This window comes from Mucilaginibacter sp. UYNi724, from assembly GCF_054057495.1.
In genome coordinates this window covers 83,778-109,508 of the sequence record NZ_JBSRZI010000013.1, presented here as the reverse complement: position 1 = coordinate 109,508, position 25,731 = coordinate 83,778, and the positions used below count along the sequence as shown (strand labels likewise).

Sequence of the window (25,731 nt, the reverse complement as noted above, 5' to 3'; positions counted from 1 at the left end):
ATATGAATACATCTATCAAAAAAACGCTTGCGCTGGTATTGCCGCTTACCTTACTTGGCTTATCATGTTCAAAGAACGCCCCGACTGATAACAACACAGATTCGGCTACACTTAAAACAGAAGTATTGGCTAATATATCTGCAAACGTTTGTGCAGCATCGTACGAAGATATGTATGCAAAAACACAGGAGCTGCAAATTGCGGTCACTGCTTTAAACACTACCCCAACTGATGCCAACCTGGCAACGGCCCGTACAAAATGGAAAGCCATCCGTACCACATGGGAGCAAACTGAGGCCTGGTTGTTTGGCCCGGTAGAATCAAATAATATCGATCCGCGTATCGATACATGGCCGGTAGATTTTAATGCTCTTAACACTATAATAAACGGAACAGATGTGCTTAACGAGGCTTATGTAGATGGCCTTGATGATGCGTTAAAAGGTTTCCACCCGATTGAGTTTATCCTTTGGGGCCAAAACGGTACCAAAACAGCCGCGCAACTAAAACCGCGCGAAAAGGAATTTTTAGCCGCCCTTACCCAAAACCTTGTAAAACTAAGCCTGGAAGTAAGAGATGTATGGACAAGCGGTTACAAAGACCAATTGGCTAAAGCCGGTAGTGGGTCTAACGAGTTTACTACACAACAGGCTGCTTTTGTACAAATTGCTGATGCCATGAGTGGTATTGCGGGCGAAGTAGGCGACGCTAAGATAAAAGAACCGTTTGACGCGCAAAATCCATCTTTAGAAGAAAGCCCTTTCGCTAAAAACTCTATTACCGACTTTACCAACAACATCAAGGGTATAATGGTTATTTACCAGGGCAATTTTACTGCTGATGGTAAAGGTGTTGAAGATATTGTTCGTGCTAACAACCTATCGTTAGATAGCGAGATCAAGAGCAAGCATGCTGCTGCCATTGCTGCTTTACAGGCAATTGATAAGCCTTTTGGCGAAGCGATAATATCTGAACAATCTAAAGTGCAAAACGCGATGACCAAGGTTGGCGAACTTGCCACCGTTATCGACGAGAAATTAAAACCATTTTTGGTACAATACACCAAATAACTTATAGGAATAGGATAGCATCCAACATGAGAAAAACTACTATAGCTGTATTATTTATTCTTGCTACGATGGTTGCTTTGCAGGTGGCGTGCAGGAAAGCTGATAGTATCCAAGCCAGTGAGAACCCGGATAGTGAGTGGTTAAGCGGCGGTAGCCAAACCGCGTTTGACCAGGGAAGCGGTGCATTTTCGCATGCTTTTTCATCCCTGCCGGGGCACCTTTTACGGATCCACGAAATTGGCGACGGGCAGTTTAACGCGACATTTGTATCGGCACCAGCCCCGTTAAACCCGGGGTTAGGGCCAATATTTAATAACGTATCCTGCGGGTCGTGCCACGTATCTGACGGGCGCGGTAAAGTACCCGGTTTGGGCGAGTCGGCGGCAAATATGCTGTTCAGGCTAAGCATCCCCGGCGAGGGCGAGCACGGTAACCCGGTGCCTGTCCCCGGCTACGGCGATCAGTTGCAAACCCGTTCCTTGTTAAACAAACAACGCGAAGGGGATGTAGCCATCACCTATACAGAAACCGTTTATAAGTTTGCCGATGGCAGCACGTATTCGTTAAGGGCGCCTACTTATACTTTTAATAGCCTGTACACTACCATGCCGGGTAACGTTATGTTATCGCCACGTGTGGCAGCGCCGGTATTTGGCTTAGGCTTATTAGAGGCCATTACCGATAACACCATCCTTGGCAATGCCGACCCTGGCGATAAAGACGGCGATGGCATAAGTGGTAAAGCCAATATGGTTTGGGATGTGCTTAAAAGCCAAAAGGTATTGGGTCGTTTTGGTTGGAAGGCAAATCAGCCAAGCTTGTTACAGCAGGTAGGCGCGGCTTACAATGGCGATATTGGTATCACCAATTTTATATTCCCTAAAGAAAGCAGCGATGGCCAAACCCAATTTGACAGCGACCCTAACAGCAAAACATACGAATTGACGGATAGCCTTTTACACAGCGTACAATTTTATGTGCGCACCCTGGCAGTACCTGTTCGCCGCAGCGTTACCGATGCGCAAGTAGTGCAGGGCAAAGGCTTATTTATCTCTGCCGGATGTATTAAATGCCACAAGGCGGATATGCGTACCGGGGTGGATGTTAGCCTGCCGCAGGTAAGTAACCAACTCATCCATCCGTTTACCGATCTGCTGTTGCATGATCTTGGCACCGGCCTTGCCGATAACCGCCCCGATTTTTTAGCGACAGGTACCGAGTGGCGCACAGCACCATTATGGGGCATCGGCCTTACCCAAAAAGTGAACGGGCACACAAACTTTTTACATGACGGCCGCGCGCGTAACCTAACCGAAGCCATTATGTGGCATGGCGGCGAAGCGCTATCAGCCAAGAACAAAGTGAACAATATGTCGAAGATTGAGCGCGCCGCCCTTGTCGCGTTTGTGGAATCGTTATAATGATGAATTAAAGCCCTTTTGAGAGCCTTTAGCTATTTGCTAAGGGCTTTTTATTACGCAGATAATATGTTATTGCCCGCCGAAAGATGTGGCGATAAAAAATTATCTTTGGGCAGCCTTAAAACATTGATATATAGGCATTATAATATATTTGATGAAACGATTTTACAAAATAATTTCACTGACATCTATTTGTTTTATAATTGTTGCCTGCACCAAAAGCATTGAGTACAAACAGCAAACAACGGTAATGACCAATTTTGCCGTGCCTCACAAAATGTTTGAAGATGTTCCGTTTGCAATCACGCCACCGCAAACTAACAGCACTTCACCCATAACTTATAAAAGTAGCGATGCAAGTGTAGCAACGGTAAATGGGTCAACCATAAAAATTACAGGTGTGGGCAGCACCATAATAACCGCTTCGCAAGAAGCATCAGATAAATTTACCGCGGCATTTATCACCGCAACATTAGATGTAAATACCACGCGGTCTTCCATAACAGGCTTTACTATTGGGGCAAAACTTACTACCGATGCCCCTTTTGTTATAACAGCACCTAAAAGCAACAGTGCCGGTAACTTTACTTACGAGAGCAGTAACGCCGCTGTAGCAACGGTAAGCGGCAACAAAATCACCATAAAAGGTGCGGGTACCACCCAAATACGGGCAGAACAGGCCGCTGCGGGTAACTATGGCATTGGCGTAGCAACAGCCACACTAACTGTTAGTGCAGTAAAGCCTACAATAACAGGCTTTACTATATCGGCAAAACTTACTACCGATGCACCCTTTGTTTTAACAAAGCCAACAAGTAACAGCAAAGGCGCTTTTATCTACACAAGTAGTGATATTACTGTAGCAACAGTAAGCGGCGATAAAGTTACTATCAAAGGTGCAGGTGTGGCCGAGATAAAGGCAGAGCAAGCCGCTGCAGGTAACTATTCCGCAGGCGCGGCAACAGCAACTTTGACAGTTACACCGCCGCCGCCGGTATATGGCAGCATGACGGATGTTGACGGCAATGTTTACAAAACGGTAAAAATTGGCAAACAAACCTGGATGGCAGAAAACTTGAAAGTTACCCATTACAGGGATGGTGCGGGGCTACCTAATATAACCGATGAAAAAGGATGGCGAAACACCCTCAACGGTGCTTGGTGTGATTATAAAAACGATAAAAGTAATGGTAGCGTTTATGGCTTGCTTTATAATTGGTATGCAATTACTAACACACACCAGTTGGCGCCTAAAGGATGGCATATACCTACAGAAAACGAATGGCGGATACTTTATCAGAATGTAGGCAACTCGCGCGAAACTGGTATAAAGATGCGTGAGAAAGGCACCAAACACTGGGCGGCAGATATAGGCACTAACGAAACCGGTTTTACAGCCTTAGGCGGCGGCGGGAGAGTGTTTGTTGTTGAGGGGGAGTTTGCTAATTTTGGCTATTGGGCTTATTGGTGGACAGCTACCGAAAAAAGTAGTACTGCTGCCAAAAATATTGATTTTTACGTTAAGGGATATTTTGATTTTGCAGATAAGCCCAAAGCAGATGGCCTATCTATAAGGTGTATTAAAGATTAAGTAATTATAAATAATATATAATTAGCGGGCTGCCCTAAAGGCAGCCCGCTTTTTTGTTAGTGTAAAAAAGGCATTAATATAAATGCTAAGATGAGTAGGGTAACCCGCCATTAATTGTGGCCGTAAAAAGCGGTAGCAATAGGGCAGTGCTATATTATCGCAACGCACCCCCATGTTGATGTAAAGACCAGGCGGTTAACATCTCCTTTATCCTTTCAGCAAACCGGTAAATTGTTAGCTTTACAATTAATATAGTACTTTAGCCAATAAGTACTGCTCCACCAGCAACACATGTCGAACAATAAGTTACCTACTATTAAAGAGATAGCCAAGCGGCTCAATGTATCTGCATCTACCGTATCGCGGGCGCTGCACGATCATCCGAGTATTGGTTTGGTAACTACTATGCGGGTACACAAAGTAGCGAAGGAACTTGGGTACGAGGCCAATAAAATGGCCATCTACTTTAAGGAGCGTAAAACCTATACTATAGGTGTTATTATCCCTGATCTTTCTGAACCATTTTTCTCGGCCGCGCTAACCGGTGTAGAGGATGCCGCCGAAGCCAGTAACTACAACGTTATTATCGGGCAATCGCTTGATAACTTTGAGCGCGAGAAAAAAATAGTGGAGAACATGAAAGACCACCGGGTAGATGGCGTCCTGGTATCGCTTACCAAAGAAACTTCCACTTACGAACATTTCGACAGCCTGAAGAAATACAACATCCCTGTGGTGTTTTTTGACAGGGTACCTAACCGCAAAGATATAAACTACGTAGCCTGTAACCTGGTATCGGGCATGTTGCAGGCCATCACCAAACTGGTTGGTATTGGTCATAGCCGCATCGGCTTAATTAATGGCCCCGCTAAACTGGCGGCTACGCTGCAAAGGCTGGAGATCTATTTCCGTTGTTTGAAAGAGAATAGCCTGCCGATGGATCAGGACATTATTGTATCTACCACGCTCGCCAAAGCCGATAATGTTAAGGCGATAGATAAACTGCTTGGTTTAGAAGAACCGCCCACCGCCGTTATTGTATTTAACGATTATGTTTTGCTGGATTGCATTGCCGCAGTAAAAGCGGCCGGCCTTGTAGTGAATAAAGATATCAGCTTTATTAGTTTTGCCAACCTGCCTATTTGGGAGTATATGGATAGCGTGCCTTTAGGGTCAATAGAGCAATTCGCAAACAAGCAATCTTCGATGGCCGCGGGTTTCCTTTTCGAGTTGATAAATAATGCAATGCAGCCCAACGCCTCAGAGTTGCCGTTATTGCAACACATCATCGATTCGGAGATGATAGATTACTCTTCTGCCAAATAATTAACCCTCCTTTTTGTGTTAACCAAATATTAAATGGTGTTATTGCCCTTTTTAAGCCAATAATAATCTGCTAATCAGCACATAAGTGAATTTTACGCAAACGGTTGCGTAAAATAGCGCAAACGGTTGCGTAACTCACGCAAACGGTTGCGTAACTAAGTTTGCACTTTACCGTTCTGCCGCACCCTTTCGTTAACAATAATTTTACATCACTTTTACAATAACCAACAAACTATGCTAAACTATTTAAACTAACTCACAGAATATGACCAGGAAAATTTTACTTATCTGTTCTTTCGCACTAATGTTCTGCATGCAGGGTTTCTCGCAAACTTTGCCTGTAACGGGGCATGTAGTATCGGTGCTGGACAAACAGCCTATGGCCGGCGTAACCGTTTCGGTTAAAGGTACATCCACCGGCGCCATGACAAACGTAAACGGAGACTTCTCTGTAAATGTGCCGGCGGGCAAAGCAACATTAGTTGTACGCTTTGTAGGCTACCTCCCAAAAGAGGTAGCGGTAACCGGTGGCCAAACCAACATCCAGGTACAACTAACCGAGGATGTGCAACAACTTAATGATGTTGTAGTAGTAGGTTACACCAGCAAAAAGCAAAACGAATTAACCAGCGCGGTTACCGTGGTATCGGCCGCTAAACTTAAGGACGTTACCGCGAATGACATAGGTACCATGCTGCAAGGTAAGGTTGCCGGTTTGCAAGTTGTAAACAGCTCTGGCGCGCCGGGTGCGGTAGCCGAAATAAGGCTGCGTGGTGTATCGTCAGTAAATGCTAATCAAAGCCCGCTATTTGTGGTTGATGGTATTATTGGTGGTAATTACGACCCTAACGACGTGGAAAGCATTACCGTATTAAAGGATGCAGGCGCAACAGCACTTTATGGTTCGCAGGCAAACGCGGGTGTTATCATCGTAACAACTAAAACTGCTAAGCAAGGCGAAACCAGGTTTGAGGCAAAAGTTTCAACTGGTTTCAGGACTGCCGATTTTGGTAAAATGGACCTGATGAACAGCAATGAACTTTATGATTATCAGAAAGAGTTTTACCGCGATTACATTGTAGGCGCCCCTGATAACTCTTACAAGATCGATTTGGCGAAATTTTACGCGGAGCGCCCATTAGCATTGCGTAACCAGGATTACAACTGGTCTAAAGAATCATTTAAAAAAGCCCCTGTATATAATTTCTACCTATCCGCCAGTGGCAAAACAGAAAAGAACGACTATTATGTGGGCGCATCATACTATAGGGAAAAGGGCACATTCATTAACACCGATTTTGAGCGTGTTAACTTACGTGGTAACTCAACCTACCATTTCTCAAAAAAGCTTGATGTAACCAACAATATTAACTTAAGTGCATCGCAGGGTAAAAGCTACGATGGTATGGACGTTTATTACTCATTCCTAAATTTACCTTGGGATAACCCATACGATGCGGCGGGTAACCCGGTTTATGTAGATGGTAATTCTACATTCAAGTGGTGGTCGAGGGATAAAATAAACCCTATCAACACCGTGCAAAATTCAGATCACTCTTACAAAGGGTTTAATATTAACTACGATCTGGGTATCAATTATCGCATCACCAACTGGTTAACATTCGCCAGTACAAACAGGGTAGCAGCATCATTTGACAAAGGCAGGAATTTTGTGTCGCCTTTAGCAGCAGGTACTTACCACGGTACAGGTTACCTTGATGAGTTAAACACGCTTAACTATGGCCTTATCAGTAACCAGTTATTCAAATTTGATTTCAGGCTTGGCGATCATAACATCAGCGGGTTTGTTGGTGGCGCGTTCGAAAGCAGCAAAAGCGAGTACTCAGGTGGTTCTGGTAAAGGTTTGCCCGAAGGTTTAGATGTACTTAATGTAGTATCAAACAACCAGCTTGTAAACGGTGCTAACAGTAAATATCTTTTGCAATCATTGATCTCACAAGTTAACTACAGTTATAAAGATAAATATTTCCTATCAGGATCTTACAGGTACGATGGGTCATCAAACTTTGCACCAAGCAAACATTATGGTGGTTTCCCATCGGTATCGGCAGCATGGTTAGCCAGCAGCGAGGAGTTTCTTGCGGGTAACAGTGTTATCAACAATTTAAAGTTGCGTGGTAGCTTCGGTATCACCGGTACACAGGATATTGGTGCATCGCGTTTCCTGGGCTTATATTCATTAACAACCCAGTATAATGGACTTGTAGGTGCAATACCTTACCAGTTGGAGAGCCCTAACCTTACCTGGGAGAGCAAACAACAGATAAATGCCGGTATCGATATCGGTTTATTTAAACGCGTTAACTTAACTGTTGATGTTTACCGTAACGATACTAAAGACCTGTTGCTACAGGTATCGCAACCGCTTTCGGTTGGTTTCGAAACTAAATGGGAAAACGCCGGTAAGGTTATCAATAAGGGTATCGAGCTTGGCATTAACTCAACCAACGTAAAAAGCAAAAACTTTGAATGGACTACTGATTTTACAATCAACTTTAATAAAAATACACTTGATGGCTTCCCTGCAGATATTATCAAAACCAGCTCAAGCACAAGTAATGTATCGCAGATCTATCGCAACGGCGGTAACTTATTTGAGTTTTACATGAAAAAATGGACAGGTGTTGATGCACAAACAGGCGCGCCAACCTGGGAGAAGGTGATCTACAATACCGATGGTAATGCTGTTGCTAAAGAACGGACCTTAAACTATGCAGAAGCTACCATCCAGGAAGTTGGTTCGGCATTGCCTAAATTTCAGGGTGGTTTTAACAACAGTTTTAGGTATCAAAACTTCAACTTGCGTGTAAGTACATATTTTAGTGTAGGTAACAAAGTGTTTAGCAATAACTTAAGGTATATGATGAATGATGGACATGAGCCATATTACAACCAGATAAAATTACCTGATGGCGCTAAGGTTTGGACAGGCCCTGGCGATACCCAAGCTACCGAGCCGAGCCCGCAAAATAATGCCAACTCTACAGAAACATCAACCCGTTACTTAAAAGATGGCAGCTATTTCACTATAAGGAACATAGCTTTCTCGTACACCCTGCCAAACGCGTGGGCTAACAAAATTGCGATGAAAGGTGTAAGCGTTGGTGTAACTGCCGATAACGTTGCCACATTCTCCAAATTTTTAGGTCAGGATCCGCAAACTACCATTACACCGGGCAGTTTTGCAATGCCGGGTATATCAGAATTTAAGTATCCAAACAACCGCCAGTATTTATTAACCCTTAATTTCAACTTTTAAGCAGGCCCCGGCCTATTAAAATTTAAGTATATGAAAAAGAAAATATTCACCTTTGTTACCCTAATGGTTATTGCAGCAAGCAGCTGTAAAAACCTGGATGTAAATCCAAGCGATGCTATTAGCACCGGCACGCTTGTTACCACAACAGATGGTTTAACTAACGCTTTAAATGGCGCATACGCGCTATTAAAAGACCATGTTGAATTTAATGGTTCGGTAGATGCCAATAATATGTACCTGCGCCAATTTTATCACCTGAGCGACTTTGCCAGTGATGACCTTGCTTGCGGCCAGGTAACAACCGACCCATTGTATTATAGCTTTAGCCTGGACCATTCGCCGGCGCAGGGTAACACCCGTTACTTCTGGTATGTTTCTTATAAGATCATCACCGGTGTTAACACCGTAATTGCCGCGGTAGAAAAATCTGGTAAGACAGATGCAACAACCAACCAACTATTGGGCGAGTGTTACTTCTTACGCGCATTTTGCCACTTTAACCTGGTGAGGGTGTTTGGCAAAGCCTATACAACAGATCCAAATTCGCCGGGCGTTATATTGCGTACCAACTTAACAGATCCATCAAAAAAAGCACGCTCTACCGTTAAAGAAGTTTATGATTCGGTATTGGCCGATGCTGAAAAAGCTGCAGGTTTAATGACCGCGCCGCGCGGTGTACAATATGCTTCGCAAGCGGCGGCATGGTCGTTACTTGCACGGGTTAACCTTTATAAAGAAGATAACGCCAAAGCAATGGACTATGCTAACAAAGTAATTAACTCTGGTAAATACACCTTAGCTACAAAGGCGACTTTCCCAACCATGTTTGCCAACTCGCAAACAGCAAGCGAAACCATTTTTTGCGTAGCGTTTACCCAAGTAGATGATTACGGCAAGTTTGGTTCTATCGCATCAATGATCTACTCGGACGGTAACTCGGGCTGGGGCGAAGAATTCGCGTCATCATCATTACGTGGCTTAATGTCTGCCCATCCCGAGGATGTGCGCTGGTCATACATTGTTCCGTCAAAAGATGGTAGCGGCAACGTTCAAAAAAGGAATGGTATCGAGGTTTATTATGTTAGCAAATTCTCGTTCCAGGGAGGGCTGCCCAATTTAAGCTCGCCAATTATGTTCAGGCTTGCAGAGATGTACCTGATCCGCGCCGAAGCTGAGGCTAAAACCGGCGCAACCGCAGCATCACTTGACGATGTGGACATGATCCGCAAAAACCGTGGATTAGAAGCGTCGCTTTACAACAAAGTTGTACCAGCAGGCAAATCTGCTTTAGACGTTGTATTAGATGAAAAGCGTATCGAGATGGCATTTGAAGGCCACCGTACTTACGATGTGTTCCGCAACAAACGCACTTTAAACAAAGCGTACTGGGGTTACCACATTGCAGGTTTAAAAGAAAGCGACGTTGACTTGTCTAAAACCCCTACAGGTTACCCTAACCTTACGGTGCCGTACACAAGCCCGCGTACCATATACTACATCCCTGTTGATGAAACGCTGAGCAACCCTTTGGCAACACAAAACCCATAATTTAATATCACACATTAACATACAATTGATATGAAAAATTTAAAAGCTTATATGTTCATGCTGTCGGTAGCCGTGGCAAGTTCAATATTCAGCTCTTGTAAAAAAGATAACTACACCCCTAAAACCGACTTGCTTTATGATGTAGCGGTTGACGGGGCTACAGCAACCTTTACAGTAAAAACCGAAGGTGTAACAGATTATAAATGGGATTTTGGTGATGGTACCTCATCTACGGAAGCAAAACCAACCCATATTTACCCGGGTAAAGGTAAATACGTACCTACGCTAACTGCATCAGTAAATGGTAAAAGTGTTGATGCTTCTACCGTCCTGCGTATCGCAAAGGTGTCTCCGGTAAAAATAAACGATAATTCGCTTGCCGACTGGGATGCCGTTACTAAAGACGTTATAACCTTAGGCCCCAATAAAGGTGTTTTCAACGCGGTTAAGTTTGATTATGATGGTAACTACGTTTACGCATATATAGAAATGGCAAGGAAAAAATCTGATGCAGATATCTTCGATTTTTATATCGACTCTGATAACAATCCTGCAACGGGCCTGCTTACCGGTAACTGGCCCGATGGTGGTTATGATGTATTATTGGAAGGTCAGTTGCTTACCAACGGTATAGATATATTTTACCACAACAGCACCGATCAAAATGCCTTTGCCTTTGCTCCACAATCAATTGCCGAAGCAGTAACGGTTGGTACTATACAGGAAGCCAATGGCATAACTAAGTTTGAAATGCGTATCGCCCGCGGCAAGCTAAAAGGCTTAACCGGTTCAGGTACGCGCTTAGCTATCCAGATCACCAAAAGTGATTACTCGGTACTATATGGAAGCGCGCCTGATACGGGCACCTCAAGCTTTTTCTTAGACATGAGCGAATAAGGTTAATAATTGGTTAGTTGAGGCTGTAAATAAGAATATATATCAAAGCGTTTTATGGTGAATAATTTGAATGCTGATCAATTGGCTAATGGGCGTTTAGTGTCCTTAGACGTTATGCGCGGCATGATCATGATACTGCTTTGCGGCGAAAGCTGCGCGCTTTACGAAGCAATAAGGCATATCGATCCTGCACAGCCTATGGGTGGGTTGATCACCCAATTCTTTCACCATCCGTGGCACGGGCTGCGTTTCTGGGATTTAGTGCAGCCCGCGTTTATGTTCATGGCGGGCGCTGCGATGTATATTTCTTACAGCCGTAAACTGGCAAAAGGCGAAAGCTGGGGGCACAACCTTAAACATGTGCTTATCCGTAGTCTAAAGCTTTTTATATGCGGTGTTGCCTTGCATTGTTTTTACGCGGGCAAGCCCGTTTGGGAGCTTTGGAATGTATTAACACAGTTATCGTTCACTACCATCGTAGCTTACCTGATAATAGACAGGTCATACACCTGGCAGTTTGTGTTCACCATGGGCCTGCTCATCTTAACCGAAGTATTGTACCGCACGGTACTGATGCCGGGGTTTGACCAGCCATTTGCAGAAGGCAAAAACTTTGGGGCATATGTTGATACCCTGCTAATGGGTAAAATAAATAGCGACGGATGGGTAACCATTAATTGCATCCCGACAGCGGCGCATACCATTTGGGGCGTTTTAGCAGGCAAGCTGCTTATCTCTAACAAAACCATTAGCTACAAAATAAAGGTATTGGTAATAGCAGGCATCCTCGCGTTGGCAATCGGCTTTGGGATGGATTGGACGGGCGTAACGCCTATCATCAAACGTATCAGCACAAGTTCATTCGCATTTGCATCGGTAGGATGGGTTCTGCTGATATTGGCCGCGGTTTACTGGCTGGTTGATGTAAAACAAAATATCAAATACGCCCGGGTTTTTACCGTGGTAGGTATGAACGCAATATTCATTTACCTGTTCTTCGAAACGGTGGGTGTGCAATGGGTAAACGCCAAAGTAGCCGTTTTTACCGGCGATATGTTACACATGTTCTTAAACGTACCGCTAAGTATAGCGGCCTTAATATCGGCCATAGCCGCGCTTATTTTAGAGTGGGGCTTATGCTACTGGCTTTATACCCGAAAGATCTTTTTTAAACTATAACAAACCTCTATTTAAAAAATATTGTCATGATCAAAAAAATTACAGGCTACGCCCTGGGCACTTGTTTAGCTGCCGTGCTGCTTTCTTCATCGTGTAAGGATAAAGAAGCCAACCTGGTAACAATTGAAAAAGCAAACGTTACGTACACGGAAAGTGCCGAAGATTTTCCCAACCCCGAGCGTGGTTTTTACCGCTACTCAGAGGTGCACTCCAGCAACTACACGGTATTAACAGCCGACGAGTTGAAAGGCTATCGGTCGCCGCAATCCATACAATCGGCAAACTACCAGGTAGCAAGTACTTTGGTGTTCAGGTACTATATATTGGATGATGTGGTTAATACCGCCATCTCTGCAAACTTTATCACCAACATTAAAAAGGATTTTGAAGCCGCACGTACCGCGGGTGTTAAACTGATTCCCCGCTTTGTTTACACCGCGACAGCAAAGCCGGGTAATTGCCCCGAAGGGTTTATATGTCCGCTTTATGGTGATGCACCAAAGGCTATCATCCTAAACCATATCGCGCAGCTAAAACCTGTATTGCATGATAATGCCGATGTTGTTGCCTGTGTGCAATTGGGCTTTATTGGTACCTGGGGCGAGCAATACTACAGCGACTTTTTTGGCGATGCTTCCCCAAATGCAGCGCAAGGCAAATTGCTTGATCAGAACTGGAAAGACAGGATAGAAGTTATCAAAGCCATGCTTGATGCCGTACCTGCCGATAGGATGATCCAGTTGCGTTACCCGCAATTAAAGCAACGTTACATTTACGGTGTTAACGCGCCGCTAACATCTGCACCATTAACAGAAAGCGGTGCTTTTACCCAAACCGATATTGCCCGCTTAGGTTACCATAACGATTGTTTTATGGCAAGTGTTGATGATTTTGGTACGTACACTGATTATGGTAACTCGTCAAGCCCACGTGAATCTGGTGGTGCAGCTTTAAACACGCTTAAAGATTATTTTAAAGCCGATAGCAAGTTTGTAGTTGTTGGCGGCGAAACTTGTTCTGACGGCTACAGCCCAACCAACGATTGCGAGCCGGCAGGTAAGATCCAGGCGGAGTTTGCAGCGTTGCACTACAGCTTCATCAATGCGCACTACAACACCGATGTTACTAACGACTGGCAGGATGGCGGTTGTATGGATAACATTAAACGCAACCTGGGTTACCGTTTTGTATTGCAAAGCGCCGTATTGCCGGATAATGTTGTTAAAGGCACTGATATGAACATCACCCTGAATGTGAAAAACAGAGGATATGCTTCACCATACAATAAACGCACAGTTAAATTATTGCTGCGCAACACCAAAACAAACGAGGTAAAATCATTTGACCTGGCTACCGATGTAAGGAGATGGTACAGCGGCGATAACACAATTACCGAAACTGTTAAGATCCCTGCAGATCTTGCTGCCGGCGATTACGAAATGTTGTTGAGCCTGCCTGATGCGTACGCGAGCATCGCTGCAAAGCCCGAATTCAGCATCCGTTTGGCTAATAACGATACCTGGGAAGCTGCTACGGGTTACAACAAGCTAAACCACAACATTAAAGTAAACTAACTACCATACTGTACATGATAAAGGCCTTTAAAAAATGTTTGTTAGCGATAATGTTTTGCGCAGCCGGTGCACAGCTACACGCCCAAACGAGCATCAGAATAAAAGACGGAGAGAAATGGTTTGGCGGCGCTACTAACGAAGCGCACCTGGCACCCTTTAAGGATGGCTATAGCTACGATATGTTTGCCGATACACGCGGTAACCAGGCCGCCCCATTGCTGGTGTCGACCAAGGGCCGTTTTATCTGGAGTGAGGAGCCTTTTAAGTTTACAGTAATAAAAAACACGCTTGTAATAAGCAACGCAAAAGGTGCGGTAACCATAGATTCGGCAGGGAATAATTTGCGCGAGGCGTTTAGTAATGCTTCAAAGCGTTTCTTCCCTTCAAAAGGTAAAATGCCAGATATACTGTTGTTCAGCAAGCCACAATACAATACCTGGATCGAGCTGGTTTACAACCAAAATCAAAAGGATATTTTAAAGTATGCACACTCGATCATAGACAATGGTTTCCCGCCGGGAGTGATCATGATAGACGATAACTGGGCTGATTATTACGGCAGGTTCGATTTCAGGTCGGACAGGTTTACCAATGCATCTGCTATGATTGATACCCTGCATAGGATGGGCTTTAAAGTGATGCTATGGGTAAGCCCTTTTGTGTCGCCGGATACCGAAGTTGCCAGAGAGTTACTTGCGAAAAAGCTGTTGCTTTTAGGTAACAAGGTAAAAACCGGGAATCCGGAAAAAGACGCAGATGAGCCTGCCATAATTACCTGGTGGAACGGATACAGCTCTGTGCTTGACTTTACCAACCCAGATGCCATAAAATGGTTCAAAGGCCGCTTAGATCATATGGTAAATACTTATCACCTGGATGGTTTTAAGTTTGACGCCGGCGACGCTGATTTTTACCCGCCCAACGCGGTGTCATTTAAACCAGCCACACCAAACGAGCACAGCAGGCTTTGGGGCGAATTAGGCCTTTACTACCCGCTGAACGAATACCGCGCTATGTGGAAAATGGGTGGCGAACCATTAGTACAACGCTTGCGCGATAAAAAACATAACTGGGAAGACCTGCAAAAGCTGATCCCCGATCTAACTACGGCCGGCTTGTTGGGCTACCAGTTTACCTGCCCGGATATGATAGGTGGCGGCGAATACGGTTCATTCATCGGCCGCGATAAACTGGATGAACAACTGGTGGTGCGCTCGGCGCAATGCTCGGCACTTATGCCAATGATGCAGTTTTCGGTAGCGCCATGGAGGGTGTTATCAAAACAAAACCTGGCAGCCGTTAAAAAGGCGGTAGATGTACGTGCTAAATACACACCATACATTATGCAACTGGTAAAGCAAGCCGCCAAAACAGGCGAGCCTATTGCCCGTAGCATGGAGTACGAGTTCCCTAACCAGGGCCTGGCGGATGTAAATGGCCAGTTTATGCTGGGCAGTAAATATTTGGTGGCGCCAATAGTGGCCAGCGGTACCACAAAAACGGTGTACCTGCCAAAAGGAAAATGGAAGAATGATTTAGGGAAAACCGTAAAAGGCCCCGCGAAGATAGAGATAGAGGTAGCAGCCGACAGGTTGCCTGTGTTTGAGTTAATGAAATAGTTATTACACCAACTTAAAAAACATACACACTATGAAAAATTTATTCCTGATCGGATTGTTTGCCATCACCTTGGCATCATGTTCCAAAAACAACGAAATGAAAAGCCTGCCCGCGCAAGATGCCGCAGCCGGGTCAAAATTGCGCACATCGGCGTTAGCCAATTACTACGTGAACGGTACATCAGGTAGTGATGCGGCAGCTGGTACATCTACCGCGACCGCTTTAAAAACCATCCAGGCGGCGTTGTACAAAACAACCAATGGCGTTGGTGCCAACATCTACGTTTTGGCGGGTACTTATAAAGAAAGACTTTACTGGCCAACTTCAGGCGCATCAAGCGCGGCCCCTATTACCCTAACAAACTACAACGGCAGCGTGGTAACTTTAGATGGGGTTAACGCCACCAACAACGCGCAGAACGAGATGCTCGCTATCCCCAGCAGGAGCCATATCCGGATAGACCATATTAATATTACCAACAATACCCGGGCAAATGCCAAAGGTATTTACGTAGTAGGGAATGGTACCGATATACAGGTTACCTACTGTAAGATCTCTAACATCGGCTGGACAACAAATGGCAGCGCCACACCATCAAGTACCGATAACGCAAGCCCTTTTATTATTGTGGGTTCTACATCAACTTCATACTCCGAAATTTATATCGGCAGTAACGAGATCTTCAATTGTAACACCGGCTACAGCGAAGGCCTTACCCTAACCGGTAACGTAGAGAATTTCCTGATAGAGAATAACAAGGTGCACGATATTAAAAACATAGGCATGGATATGTCTGGTAATTACACCTGGACAGGTGCACCGGCCGCGGTTAACTATGCCCGCAACGGGAACGTAAAAAACAATACCGTTTACAATTGTATCTCGCCGATAGCAACATCAGCCGGTATTTATGTTGACGGTGGTAAATGGATAAATATAGAAGGTAACACTGTATACGGTAATTATGCAGGTATCAGCGCCGGTTGCGAAAACAATAACTACACCACCGAAGGGATAAATATCCGCAGCAACTTTATTTATAACAGTATCGAGGCCGGCTTATTAATAGGTTCTAACCAACCAAACAGCAAGGTTATCAATTCAACCATCAGCAACAATACTGTATTTAAAAATTATTCGAAAGGTGGTTACGGAAGCGAGATCGCCTTACAGAATACCAATAACGTTAAGTTTATCAATAACATCATTCAATCGCGCAGCAACATTGTCACTATCGTATTGTTGGGCTATACTTCAACAGCTTTAAGTTTCGACTACAATAAGTATTACACCCTATCCGGCGTAGCAACCAATATCACATTTGATTGGGGTGGTAACAATGGCATGGGTTATTATACCCTGCAGGATTTTAAAACGGCTACCGGTTTAGATGCTAATTCTACTTACGGTAACCCGGGATTTGTAACCAATACGCTGCCAAGCCCTAACCTGCATTTAACCAATACATCGGCTTGTGTTAATGCCGGTTTACCATCATACGTACTACAAAGCGGCGAACTTGATATTGATAAAGCGGCCAGGATAGTAAACTCGAGAGTGGATATAGGAGCAGACGAGTCAACGTATTAATAAAATACCCTTACTAACAAAGCCCCGCGCAAGCGGGGCTATATATACATCATAATTATAAAGTATAGTGCAAAGTTCTAAAAACATAGCTGAGGTTGTATCGCATTTTAAATGTGCGGCAGATGTGGGTTCGCAAAAAGCTTATGGGTCGGGGCATATTAACGATACATTCAAATTAACGAACGTAACCGCCGGTGGCACCGACTACCTGTTGCAGCGTATAAATCATAAGATATTTACCGATGTAGAAAAACTTACCGATAACATGCGCAAGGTTACCGAGCACCTTAAAAGTAAAATAAAGGCCTATGGGTATTGCGACCCACTGAAGGAGGTGATGACCTTAATACCAACCGATGACAACCGCTTTTTTTACCGTGACAGTGCCGGCGATTACTGGCGCATGTTTTACTTTTTAAGCGATACCAAAAGTTATGATATTGTAGAAACGCAAAAACAGGCTTACGAAGGCGGTAAGGCCTTTGGCAAGTTTCAGCACATGTTATCGGATATCCCTGCAGGAGAGATGTTTGAGGTAATCCCCGATTTTCATAACATCCAGAAACGTTTACAGCACCTGGACGAGGCCATCGCTAAAGATGCATGCGGCCGTGTAGCATCAGTCGCTGCCGAGTTGGAGATAGTTAAAAAATACGCCGAAAGGATGCAGTACTTTCAGCAACCGGAGCAGGTGGCGGCATTGCCTAAACGGGTTATTCATAACGATACCAAATTTAATAACGTACTGCTGGATAGTAACGACGAAGCACAATGCGTGATAGACCTTGAAACTGTAATGGATGGCTTTGTAGCCTATGATTTTGGCGACGCTATCCGTACTATAATCAACACCACTACCGAGGACGAAGCAGATCTGAGCAAAATTCAGCTAAACATGCCGCTGTTTGAAGCCTATGTAAAAGGTTACCTGAAAGAAGCCTCAAAATTCCTGACAGATGCTGAAGTAAACTCGCTAATGAAAGGCGCATTGCTTTTACCCTATATGCAGGCGGTACGTTTCTTAACAGACCATATTAATGGCGATACCTATTTCAAAACAAAGTTTGACGGCCATAACCTGCAACGCGCCAGGGCGCAATTCCAGCTGGTGAAAATGCTGGACGCCAATGCCGCGCAGATGCATCAAGTAATAATAAACGAAATGGACAGCTATAAAACCGCGCAATACTAATGGATGCAGCTATATCGGTAAATATCCCGTATCTTAATGGCTTTGATGACCTGCGCACGGTGGAGGATATATCAAGGGTGTTGGATGCCCACGAACGGAGGCCTATTGTGCACGCACCATGGTCGGCAGGTAATAAGCAGCCCGAGGTTGCATTTGCACTGGCTTATGGTACAGATGATATCTATCTTAAATATTACGTAAACGAACATACTTTAAAAGCCGAATACAGTAAATTTAACGACCCGGTGTTTGAAGATAGCTGTGTGGAGTTTTTCATCGCATTTAATGATGATGCCAGCTACTATAATCTGGAATTTAATTGCATGGGCACCAGCAGGGCACAGTTTGGGGAGCACAAAAACGGGCGTACTTTCATTCCCGTAAACTTGCTAAAAACCATACGGCACCAAACGCATGTTAAAAGCAACGTGGTAGGTAACATACAGTGGGAGCTTACATTATGCATCCCAAAAACGATCTTTAAGTTTCATCCGGCACTGTCATTAGAACAGAGCAAGGCAAAAGTTAACCTTTTTAAATGCGGCGATGGCCTGCCCGAACCGCACTTTTTATGCTGGAACAACATAGAGGCACAGCAGCCCGAGTTTCACCTAAGCAGGTTTTTTAAAGAGATAACTTTTAGCAGGCGGGCGTCTTAAAATAGAAAATCAAATCCCAATATATGTCAGATACAGCAGCAGTAAGTAACAAAAAAACAACCCTCAGCCCCATTTTTATAATCGGGATGCTATTCTTTATCTTCGGGTTCATCACCTGGTTAAATTCGGTTTTGATACCGTACCTGAAACTGGCCTGCGAGCTTACCACTGTTGAAGCATATTTGGTGACTTTCGCCTTTTACATTTCCTATTTTGTGCTGGCTATCCCATCGGCCTGGATCCTGAAAATTACGGGTTTCAAAAAAGGCATGTCGGTTGGGCTTGCCGTAATTGCTGTGGGCGCGTTGATATTTATCCCCGCTGCTATGACCCGTTTTTATGGGTTGTTCCTATTGGGCCTGTTTATACAGGGCTCGGGCTTAGCCTTACTACAAACCGCATCAAACCCATACATTACCATACTTGGCCCGCCGGAAAGTGCTGCAAAACGGATCAGCATAATGGGTATCAGCAATAAGATAGCAGGTGCTTTGGCACCGATAGTACTTGGCGCCATCACCTTAAAAAATGTTGATGGGTTTAAAGAACGTTTAGCCACCATGGCAACCGATGTAAAAAATGCCGAATTGAACGAGCTGGCCTCACGCGTTATTACTCCTTACATCGTTATTTTTATTGTTTTAGTAATACTGGCGGTTATCATCTACTACTCCAGCCTGCCCGAAATTGATACCGATCAGGAAGATGAAAATACAGCGATCAGCAATAGCGGCAAAACAAGTATCACACAATTCCCGCACTTGCTGTTGGGTGTGTTAACCTTATTCTTTTATGTAGGTGTTGAAGTTATTGCAGGCGATACCATTATCAATTATGGTAACACGCAAGGTATCGCATTAGGCACGGCAAAATTCTTTACTACCGGGACATTGATTTTTATGCTGGTAGGTTACGGCGTGGGCATCCTTTGCATCCCCAAATACCTTAGCCAGGAAAAGGCCATGAAACTATCGGCAGGATTAGGGTTAGTCTTGTCCGCGGTAGCGATACTAACAACGGGCTATGTTTCGGTGGCGGCTATAGCATTACTGGGCCTGGCAAACTCGCTCGTATGGCCGGCTATCTGGCCAATGGCATTGTCGGGTTTGGGCAGGTTTACCAAAATAGGGTCGTCGTTATTAATTATGGGGATAGCAGGCGGGGCAATTGTACCGTTGGCTTATGGGGCGTTGGCGCAGGCCTTAAACCCAAGCCATGGTTACATTATTTTGATCCCGGCTTACCTCATCATTTTATACTACGCCATTAGCGGGCATAAAGTGGGCAAGGCCAAAACTTTATCACAAGAACAATTATAATTATCAATAAATAAAATCTAAAAATTATGGATCGCAGACAATTTGTTACAAACAGTGCCGTAGGAATGGCAGGTTTAACAATTTTGCCTTCAGGGTTATTATTCGCAAAAAATGCAGGTAAGGTAAGGTTGGGTTATATTGGTGTAGGCTTGCGTGGCCGTAACCATATAGGTGAGGGTTTGCTTCGCGATGACGTGGAGATAGTAGCCATTTGCGACATACAGGAAAGTTCCCTGAAGTACTGCCGCGCACAATTTGTAAAAGCCAAAAAGAAGTTGCCTGCAGAATATACAGGCGGCCTTGATGCCTACAAAAAATTGCTGGACCGTAAAGATATTGACGCCGTTATAATTGCCACCCCGTGGCAGTTTCATAAAGACCAGGCTATTGACGCCATGCGTGCCGGCAAGTATGTTGGCTGCGAGGTTATTGCCGGGATTACCGAAAAAGACCACTGGGATATTTTAAAAGTGCACGAAGAAACAAAGGTGCCTTACATGACGCTGGAAAACGTTTGTTACCGCCGCGATGTAATGGCCGCCCTGAATATGGCACGCCAAAATGTATTTGGCGAACTGATACATTTGGAGGGTGGTTACCAGCACGATTTACGTGGCGTGTTATTTAACGATGGTAAAAATTTTAGCGGCAAAGGTGCCGAGTTTGGCCCAAACACCGTAGGCGAAGCCCAATGGCGTACCCAATGGAATGTTGACCGCGATGGCGACATTTACCCAACACACGGCGCAGGGCCGGTGATGAACTACATTGATATTAACCGCGGTAACCGGTTCACCAACCTGGTATCGTTCTCATCAAAATCAATTGGTTTGAATAAATATATCGACAAGGTATCACCGGGTAATAAAAATTCAAAGATCAAATTTAACAATGGCGACGTAACCACCACCATGCTTAATTGCGCTAACGGGGAAACCGTTATGTTAAGCCACGATACGCACTTGCCAAGGCCATATTCGTTAGGCTTTAGGGTACAGGGTACCGAGGGGATCTGGATGGATGTCGCCGAATCGGTTTACATTGAGGGTAAATCAAAAAGCTACGACCAGTGGGACAAAGCCAGCGAATGGTTCGAAAAATACGACCACCCACTTTGGAAAAAGTATGAAAAATTTGCTGAAGGCGCAGGCCACGGCGGTATGGACTGGTTTGTGTTTAACGGCTTTATTGAGGCTGTAAAACAGAAAAAACAAACCCCGATAGACGTTTACGATTCTTTAACCATGAGCGTGATCACACCACTTTCCGAAAAATCCCTTAAAGAAGGTAACGCCCCGCAGGCATTCCCCGATTTTACAAAAGGCAAATGGAAAGAACGCAAAAATACGTTCGCGTTAGACGATAGCGGCTTCTAACAAAAAAACAAAATTTAAAACATAACACATACCGGCGGGCCTGCTGAAAAGCAGGCCTCCGCACGGTAATGGAATTGCTATGCCCAAATCAAAATAAAATATACCCCAAAAGATGCTACTCAATTTATTAGAAGAAACCCGTTACGAGAAAGTACCCGTAAAGATCTACGACACCGATAGCGGGGCAAGCCTTGATGTTGCCAAGCGCATTGCCATCATCATCAAACAGAAACAGGCCGAAGGCAAAATAGCGGTACTGGGCCTGGCAACCGGTGTATCGCCGATAAAAGTTTATAAGGAATTGATCAGGTTGCATAAAGAAGAAGGCCTAAGCTTTAAAAATGTAGTAACCTTTAACCTGGATGAATATTACCCCATCCATCCGGACTCTGACCAAAGCTATGTGCGGTTCATGAAAGAGCAATTGTTCGACCATATAGACATTGATATGGCGAACGTAAATATCCCCGACGGCACATTGGATGAGAAAGACATTGCCCCGTTTTGCCTTGCCTACGAGCAAAAGATAAACAACTACGGCGGTATAGATATACAGATCTTGGGTATTGGCCGTACCGGTCACATCGGTTTTAACGAGCCTGGGTCTGCGCCAAATTCGGGTACACGATTGGTTACCTTAAATGACCTTACCCGCCGCGACGCTTCCAAAGATTTTGGTGGGAAAGAGAATGTGCCCACCAAAGCCATCACCATGGGTGTAGGTACCATATTTAAGGCCCGCGAAATTATCCTGATGGCTTGGAACGGTAAAAAAGCATCCATCATTAAAAAAGCTATAGAGGGTGTGGTCTCGCCGGAGATCCCTGCCACCTACCTGCAAAATTCAGACAATGTTGAATTTGTGATCGACCGCGATGCATCTGTAGGGCTTACCCGTTTTGATACTCCGTGGTTGGTTAAGGATTGCATTTGGGATGATGTGCTCATTAAAAAGGCAGTGATATGGCTTGCAAAAACAGTGGGGAAACCCATTCTTAAATTAACCGAAAGCGATTACAACACCAACGGCATGGCGCAGCTGGCAACCCAGTTTGGCCCGGTTTATAACATCAATATCAGCATATTTAACAATATACAGCACACCATTACCGGTTGGCCGGGTGGTAAGTTTAATGCTGACGACAGTCAGCGCCCCGAGCGTGCAAACCCTGCTGTAAAGCGTTCAATCGTTTTTTCGCCACACCCGGATGATGACGTGATCTCGATGGGAGGTACCTTCATCCGCCTGGCAGACCAGGGTCACGAGGTGCATGTGGCCTACCAAACATCGGGCAATACCGCCGTTTGGGATGATGAAATGCTGCGTTATGTAGAATTTGCAATGGACTTTGCCCGTTCGCAATCGCAGGATGCTGCATACCTGGAAGGGCTGTACAAAAGCATGGTTGGTTTCCTTAAAACCAAACGCCCCAACCAAAGCGATACCGACGCGATCCGCACGGTAAAAGGGTTGATCCGCAAGGGTGAGGCTATTGCAGGAGCAAGGTTGGCCGGTTTACAAGATCAACGCATCCACTTTATGGACCTGCCCTTTTACGACCGCAGCAAGATAGATAAGAACGTATCTTTTGAGGATGACGTACAACAAACCATGCAGTTGTTGCAGGAGGTAAAACCCCACCAGATCTTCGCTGCGGGTGATTTTGCCGACCCGCATGGTACGCACAAAATTTGTTTTGAGATCATGCTCGAAGCCTTTAGCCGCCTTCGCCAGATAGAAGACTGGGCGAAGGGTTGCTGGATATGGCTGTACCGCGGTGCATGGCACGAGTTTGAGATTCACGAGATTGAGATGGCCGTACCGCTTTCACCGCAGGAAGTGTTGCGAAAACGTTTGGCGATATTTAAACATCAATCACAAAAGGATATCCCTGTTTTCCCGGGAGATGACGCGCGCGAATTTTGGGTTAGGGCAGAAGACCGCACCCAGGAAACCGCCCGCCTTTACAACCAACTCGGCCTTGCCGAGTATGCTGCGATTGAAGCATTTGTACGCTGGAAATTTGATTAAAGGCCCCCTATATCTATACCTGAAACGGATCGCTGAAAGGTGGTCCGTTTTTTTGTGGCTAACTAATTATCTCTAATTTATCATCAGTTTGCCATTTACCACCGCTTTGGCAAAGCCTACTTTATCGCGGTATTGTTGGGGTGATACATCGGCGTTGGTTTTGAAAAACCGACTGAAGTAATACTCATCCTCGTAACCTAATTGGTACGCTATTTCTTTAATGGGCTTATTGGTAAGGTAAAGTTCACGTTTGGCTTCTATAACAATCCGCTCCGCTATGAGGTTACTAATGGTTTTATTGAAGTGTGTTTTAGTGATCCGGGCCAGGGCCTTTGCAGATATGTTGAGCATGTCGGCATAATCGCTGGCGGTATGTTTGGTTTTAAAATTTAGCTCTATCGATTCCTTCAGATTTTGTAAAACAGAAATTTTGGTGTCGGTTTCCTGCCCGTGTACATCCTGTTGTGCTGCTTTTAAGCGGGATGCGGTTATCAGGAATATTTTAAGGTATGATATCAGGATCTCGTATTGCGCCATTGCCTCGTTCTCCATCTCGGCCTTGATCTGGCCAAGAAGCATATCGAGTATCACAGCCGTATTGCTATCGATGTTTACAAAAGGCGGATGATAAATGTTGTTGAACAAAACCCCGCTGCAAGAAACCTCTTTATCGTGTTTATGAATGCAGAAAAAATCGGGGTGGAATTCGATGCAAACGCCACTTACAGGTTTGTTTTCTGTAAGCATAAATGGTTGGTAAGGGGTGAAGGCCAGTAGGTCGTTATCCGTAAACTCGTATTCCGAAAAATCAGACCTCAGTTTACCCGCGCCCTGCTTAAGCCATATCACCGAATAATAATTATTACGGCGCAGGTAATTAAACTGACTGTTATCATCAAATGTAAACCACCTGAACAGGAAGTGGCCGTTTGCAGGATCAATAAGGGTAAGGGTGTTTTGCTTATCGCTCATTGCTCTTAAAATAAGGTACGCTCGGTTTCGGCAATGGGCATATCGTTAATGCTGGCAAAGCGTTTTTGCATGTAGCCATTGGCGTCAAACTCCCAAAGTTCGTTGCCGTAGCTGCGGTACCACTGGCCGGCCACATCGTGCCATTCGTACTCAAACCTAACTGCCATGCGGTTGTCTTTGAAGCCCCAAAGCTCTTTCTTTAACCTATAATCCAGTTCCTTTTCCCACTTCGCTTTTAAGAACGCTTTTGCTTCTTCGCGGCCGTTAATAAAATCGGTACGGTTGCGCCATTCGGTATCAATGGTATAAGCCATGCTCACCTTTTCGGGGTCGCGGGTGTTCCAGGCATCTTCTGCTGCCTGTACTTTTTGCAATGCGGTTTCCATGTTAAATGGCGGGAGCGGGTATCTTGGGTTTTCCATAATTGTTATGCTTAAATAAAGGTAAACAATACAGCAAAAGCCGGGGCATCATTGCCCCGACTTTTACTGTTAGCTGATATTTTAATTTAGCGCTTACGCCTCAACAGCATCCAATGCCTTTACAGCGGGGAAATCAATTTCGGTATTGGCAGTATTGTTAAAGTAATTGGTAAGGATGTTTAAAGCTACATGCCCAACAATTTCGCCAATCTCACCATCGGTATAACCGGCAGCTTTTATAGTGTCCACATCAGCGCTGCTAACTATGCCTTTTTTATCAACGAGGGTAACAGCAAATTTTAAAGCGGCATCGGTTTTAGCGTCTGCTGCGTTTGCCTTGCGTGCGTCTTGCAAGGTATCGGCATCAATGTGGGCTAATTTTTCGCCGATGTAAGAGTGGGCAGATACACAGTAATCACAACTATTATTCTGGCTTACGGCTAATGCCAAAAGTTCGCCGGTTTTAGCGCCTAAAGTACCATGTGATAGCGCGCCGCTTAGGTTTAAATAACCTTCTAACAAAGCAGGTGAGTTACCCATTGTGCGCATCATGTTGGGTACCACACCCAGTTTGCCCTTTATTGCTGTAAATAATTCTTTTGTTTTGCCTGTTGCTTCATCAGGGCTTAAAGCTATTAAACGTGCCATTGTGTTATGTTTTTT

19 protein-coding genes are annotated in these 25,731 nt (G+C 44.7%); 16 read left to right on the top strand and 3 right to left on the bottom strand.

What is annotated here, in order from left to right:
- The first annotated feature begins 2 nt into the window (after positions 1 to 2).
- The 16 genes from ACVW0P_RS17635 to nagB all read left to right on the top strand — a co-directional run bounded on the left by ACVW0P_RS17635 (position 3) and on the right by nagB (position 23,674).
- Entirely contained in the window at positions 3 to 1,070 is a 1,068-nt protein-coding gene (locus ACVW0P_RS17635; RefSeq protein WP_457133226.1) for an imelysin family protein, read from the top strand.
- Between the two features lie 26 nt (positions 1,071 to 1,096).
- Positions 1,097 to 2,491, top strand: a complete 1,395-nt coding sequence (locus ACVW0P_RS17630; protein ID WP_457133225.1) for a di-heme oxidoreductase family protein — start codon at positions 1,097 to 1,099, stop codon at positions 2,489 to 2,491.
- A 154-nt stretch (positions 2,492 to 2,645) separates the two neighbouring features.
- Positions 2,646 to 4,082 carry an FISUMP domain-containing protein gene (locus ACVW0P_RS17625; RefSeq protein ID WP_457133224.1) on the top strand — a complete coding sequence of 479 codons (1,437 nt, stop codon included), beginning with the start codon at positions 2,646 to 2,648 and terminating at the stop codon, positions 4,080 to 4,082.
- Positions 4,083 to 4,373: 291 nt separating this feature from the next.
- A complete protein-coding gene (locus tag ACVW0P_RS17620; protein ID WP_354428859.1) occupies positions 4,374 to 5,408 on the top strand; it encodes a LacI family DNA-binding transcriptional regulator in 1,035 nt (344 codons plus the stop codon).
- 265 nt (positions 5,409 to 5,673) lie between these two features.
- Positions 5,674 to 8,688 carry a SusC/RagA family TonB-linked outer membrane protein gene (locus tag ACVW0P_RS17615; RefSeq protein ID WP_457133223.1) on the top strand — a complete coding sequence of 1,005 codons (3,015 nt, stop codon included), beginning with the start codon at positions 5,674 to 5,676 and terminating at the stop codon, positions 8,686 to 8,688.
- A gap of 30 nt (positions 8,689 to 8,718) precedes the next feature.
- On the top strand, positions 8,719 to 10,236 hold the full coding sequence (locus ACVW0P_RS17610; protein ID WP_457133222.1) for a RagB/SusD family nutrient uptake outer membrane protein: 1,518 nt from the start codon (positions 8,719 to 8,721) through the stop codon (positions 10,234 to 10,236).
- Positions 10,237 to 10,266: 30 nt separating this feature from the next.
- The gene (locus ACVW0P_RS17605) at positions 10,267 to 11,133 is read left to right on the top strand and encodes a PKD domain-containing protein (RefSeq protein ID WP_457133221.1); all 867 of its coding nucleotides are present in this window, start codon (positions 10,267 to 10,269) and stop codon (positions 11,131 to 11,133) included.
- Positions 11,134 to 11,187: 54 nt separating this feature from the next.
- Positions 11,188 to 12,312: an acyltransferase family protein gene (locus tag ACVW0P_RS17600; RefSeq protein ID WP_457133220.1), complete on the top strand. Its 1,125-nt coding sequence runs from the start codon at positions 11,188 to 11,190 to the stop codon at positions 12,310 to 12,312.
- Between the two features lie 26 nt (positions 12,313 to 12,338).
- Entirely contained in the window at positions 12,339 to 13,886 is a 1,548-nt protein-coding gene (locus ACVW0P_RS17595) for a DUF4832 domain-containing protein (RefSeq protein ID WP_457133219.1), read from the top strand.
- 14 nt (positions 13,887 to 13,900) lie between these two features.
- Positions 13,901 to 15,505, top strand: a complete 1,605-nt coding sequence (locus tag ACVW0P_RS17590) for a glycoside hydrolase family 31 protein (RefSeq protein ID WP_457133218.1) — start codon at positions 13,901 to 13,903, stop codon at positions 15,503 to 15,505.
- Between the two features lie 31 nt (positions 15,506 to 15,536).
- Positions 15,537 to 17,096, top strand: coding sequence for a hypothetical protein (locus tag ACVW0P_RS17585; RefSeq protein ID WP_457133217.1), 1,560 nt, complete (start codon positions 15,537 to 15,539; stop codon positions 17,094 to 17,096).
- A 67-nt stretch (positions 17,097 to 17,163) separates the two neighbouring features.
- A complete protein-coding gene (locus ACVW0P_RS17580) occupies positions 17,164 to 18,288 on the top strand; it encodes a phosphotransferase enzyme family protein (RefSeq protein ID WP_457133216.1) in 1,125 nt (374 codons plus the stop codon).
- Positions 18,288 to 18,947: a carbohydrate-binding family 9-like protein gene (locus ACVW0P_RS17575; protein ID WP_354428874.1), complete on the top strand. Its 660-nt coding sequence runs from the start codon at positions 18,288 to 18,290 to the stop codon at positions 18,945 to 18,947. Before ACVW0P_RS17580 ends, ACVW0P_RS17575 begins: the two co-directional genes overlap by 1 nt.
- Positions 18,948 to 18,970: 23 nt before the next feature.
- Entirely contained in the window at positions 18,971 to 20,266 is a 1,296-nt protein-coding gene (locus tag ACVW0P_RS17570) for a sugar MFS transporter (RefSeq protein WP_457133215.1), read from the top strand.
- Positions 20,267 to 20,292: 26 nt separating this feature from the next.
- Complete coding sequence (locus tag ACVW0P_RS17565; protein WP_457133214.1) at positions 20,293 to 21,642, top strand: Gfo/Idh/MocA family protein; 1,350 nt, start codon at positions 20,293 to 20,295, stop codon at positions 21,640 to 21,642.
- Positions 21,643 to 21,754: 112 nt separating this feature from the next.
- The gene (nagB, locus tag ACVW0P_RS17560; protein ID WP_457133213.1) at positions 21,755 to 23,674 is read left to right on the top strand and encodes a glucosamine-6-phosphate deaminase; all 1,920 of its coding nucleotides are present in this window, start codon (positions 21,755 to 21,757) and stop codon (positions 23,672 to 23,674) included.
- 72 nt (positions 23,675 to 23,746) lie between these two features.
- Here nagB and ACVW0P_RS17555 read toward each other — a convergent pair whose 3' ends face one another.
- The 3 genes from ACVW0P_RS17555 to ACVW0P_RS17545 form a co-directional block, all read right to left on the bottom strand.
- Positions 23,747 to 24,646: a helix-turn-helix domain-containing protein gene (locus tag ACVW0P_RS17555; RefSeq protein ID WP_457133212.1), complete on the bottom strand. Its 900-nt coding sequence runs from the start codon at positions 24,644 to 24,646 to the stop codon at positions 23,747 to 23,749.
- Between the two features lie 5 nt (positions 24,647 to 24,651).
- The gene (locus ACVW0P_RS17550; RefSeq protein WP_457133211.1) at positions 24,652 to 25,068 is read right to left on the bottom strand and encodes a DUF1348 family protein; all 417 of its coding nucleotides are present in this window, start codon (positions 25,066 to 25,068) and stop codon (positions 24,652 to 24,654) included.
- A 93-nt stretch (positions 25,069 to 25,161) separates the two neighbouring features.
- Positions 25,162 to 25,716, bottom strand: coding sequence for a carboxymuconolactone decarboxylase family protein (locus tag ACVW0P_RS17545; RefSeq protein ID WP_457133210.1), 555 nt, complete (start codon positions 25,714 to 25,716; stop codon positions 25,162 to 25,164).
- Positions 25,717 to 25,731: the final 15 nt, after the last annotated feature.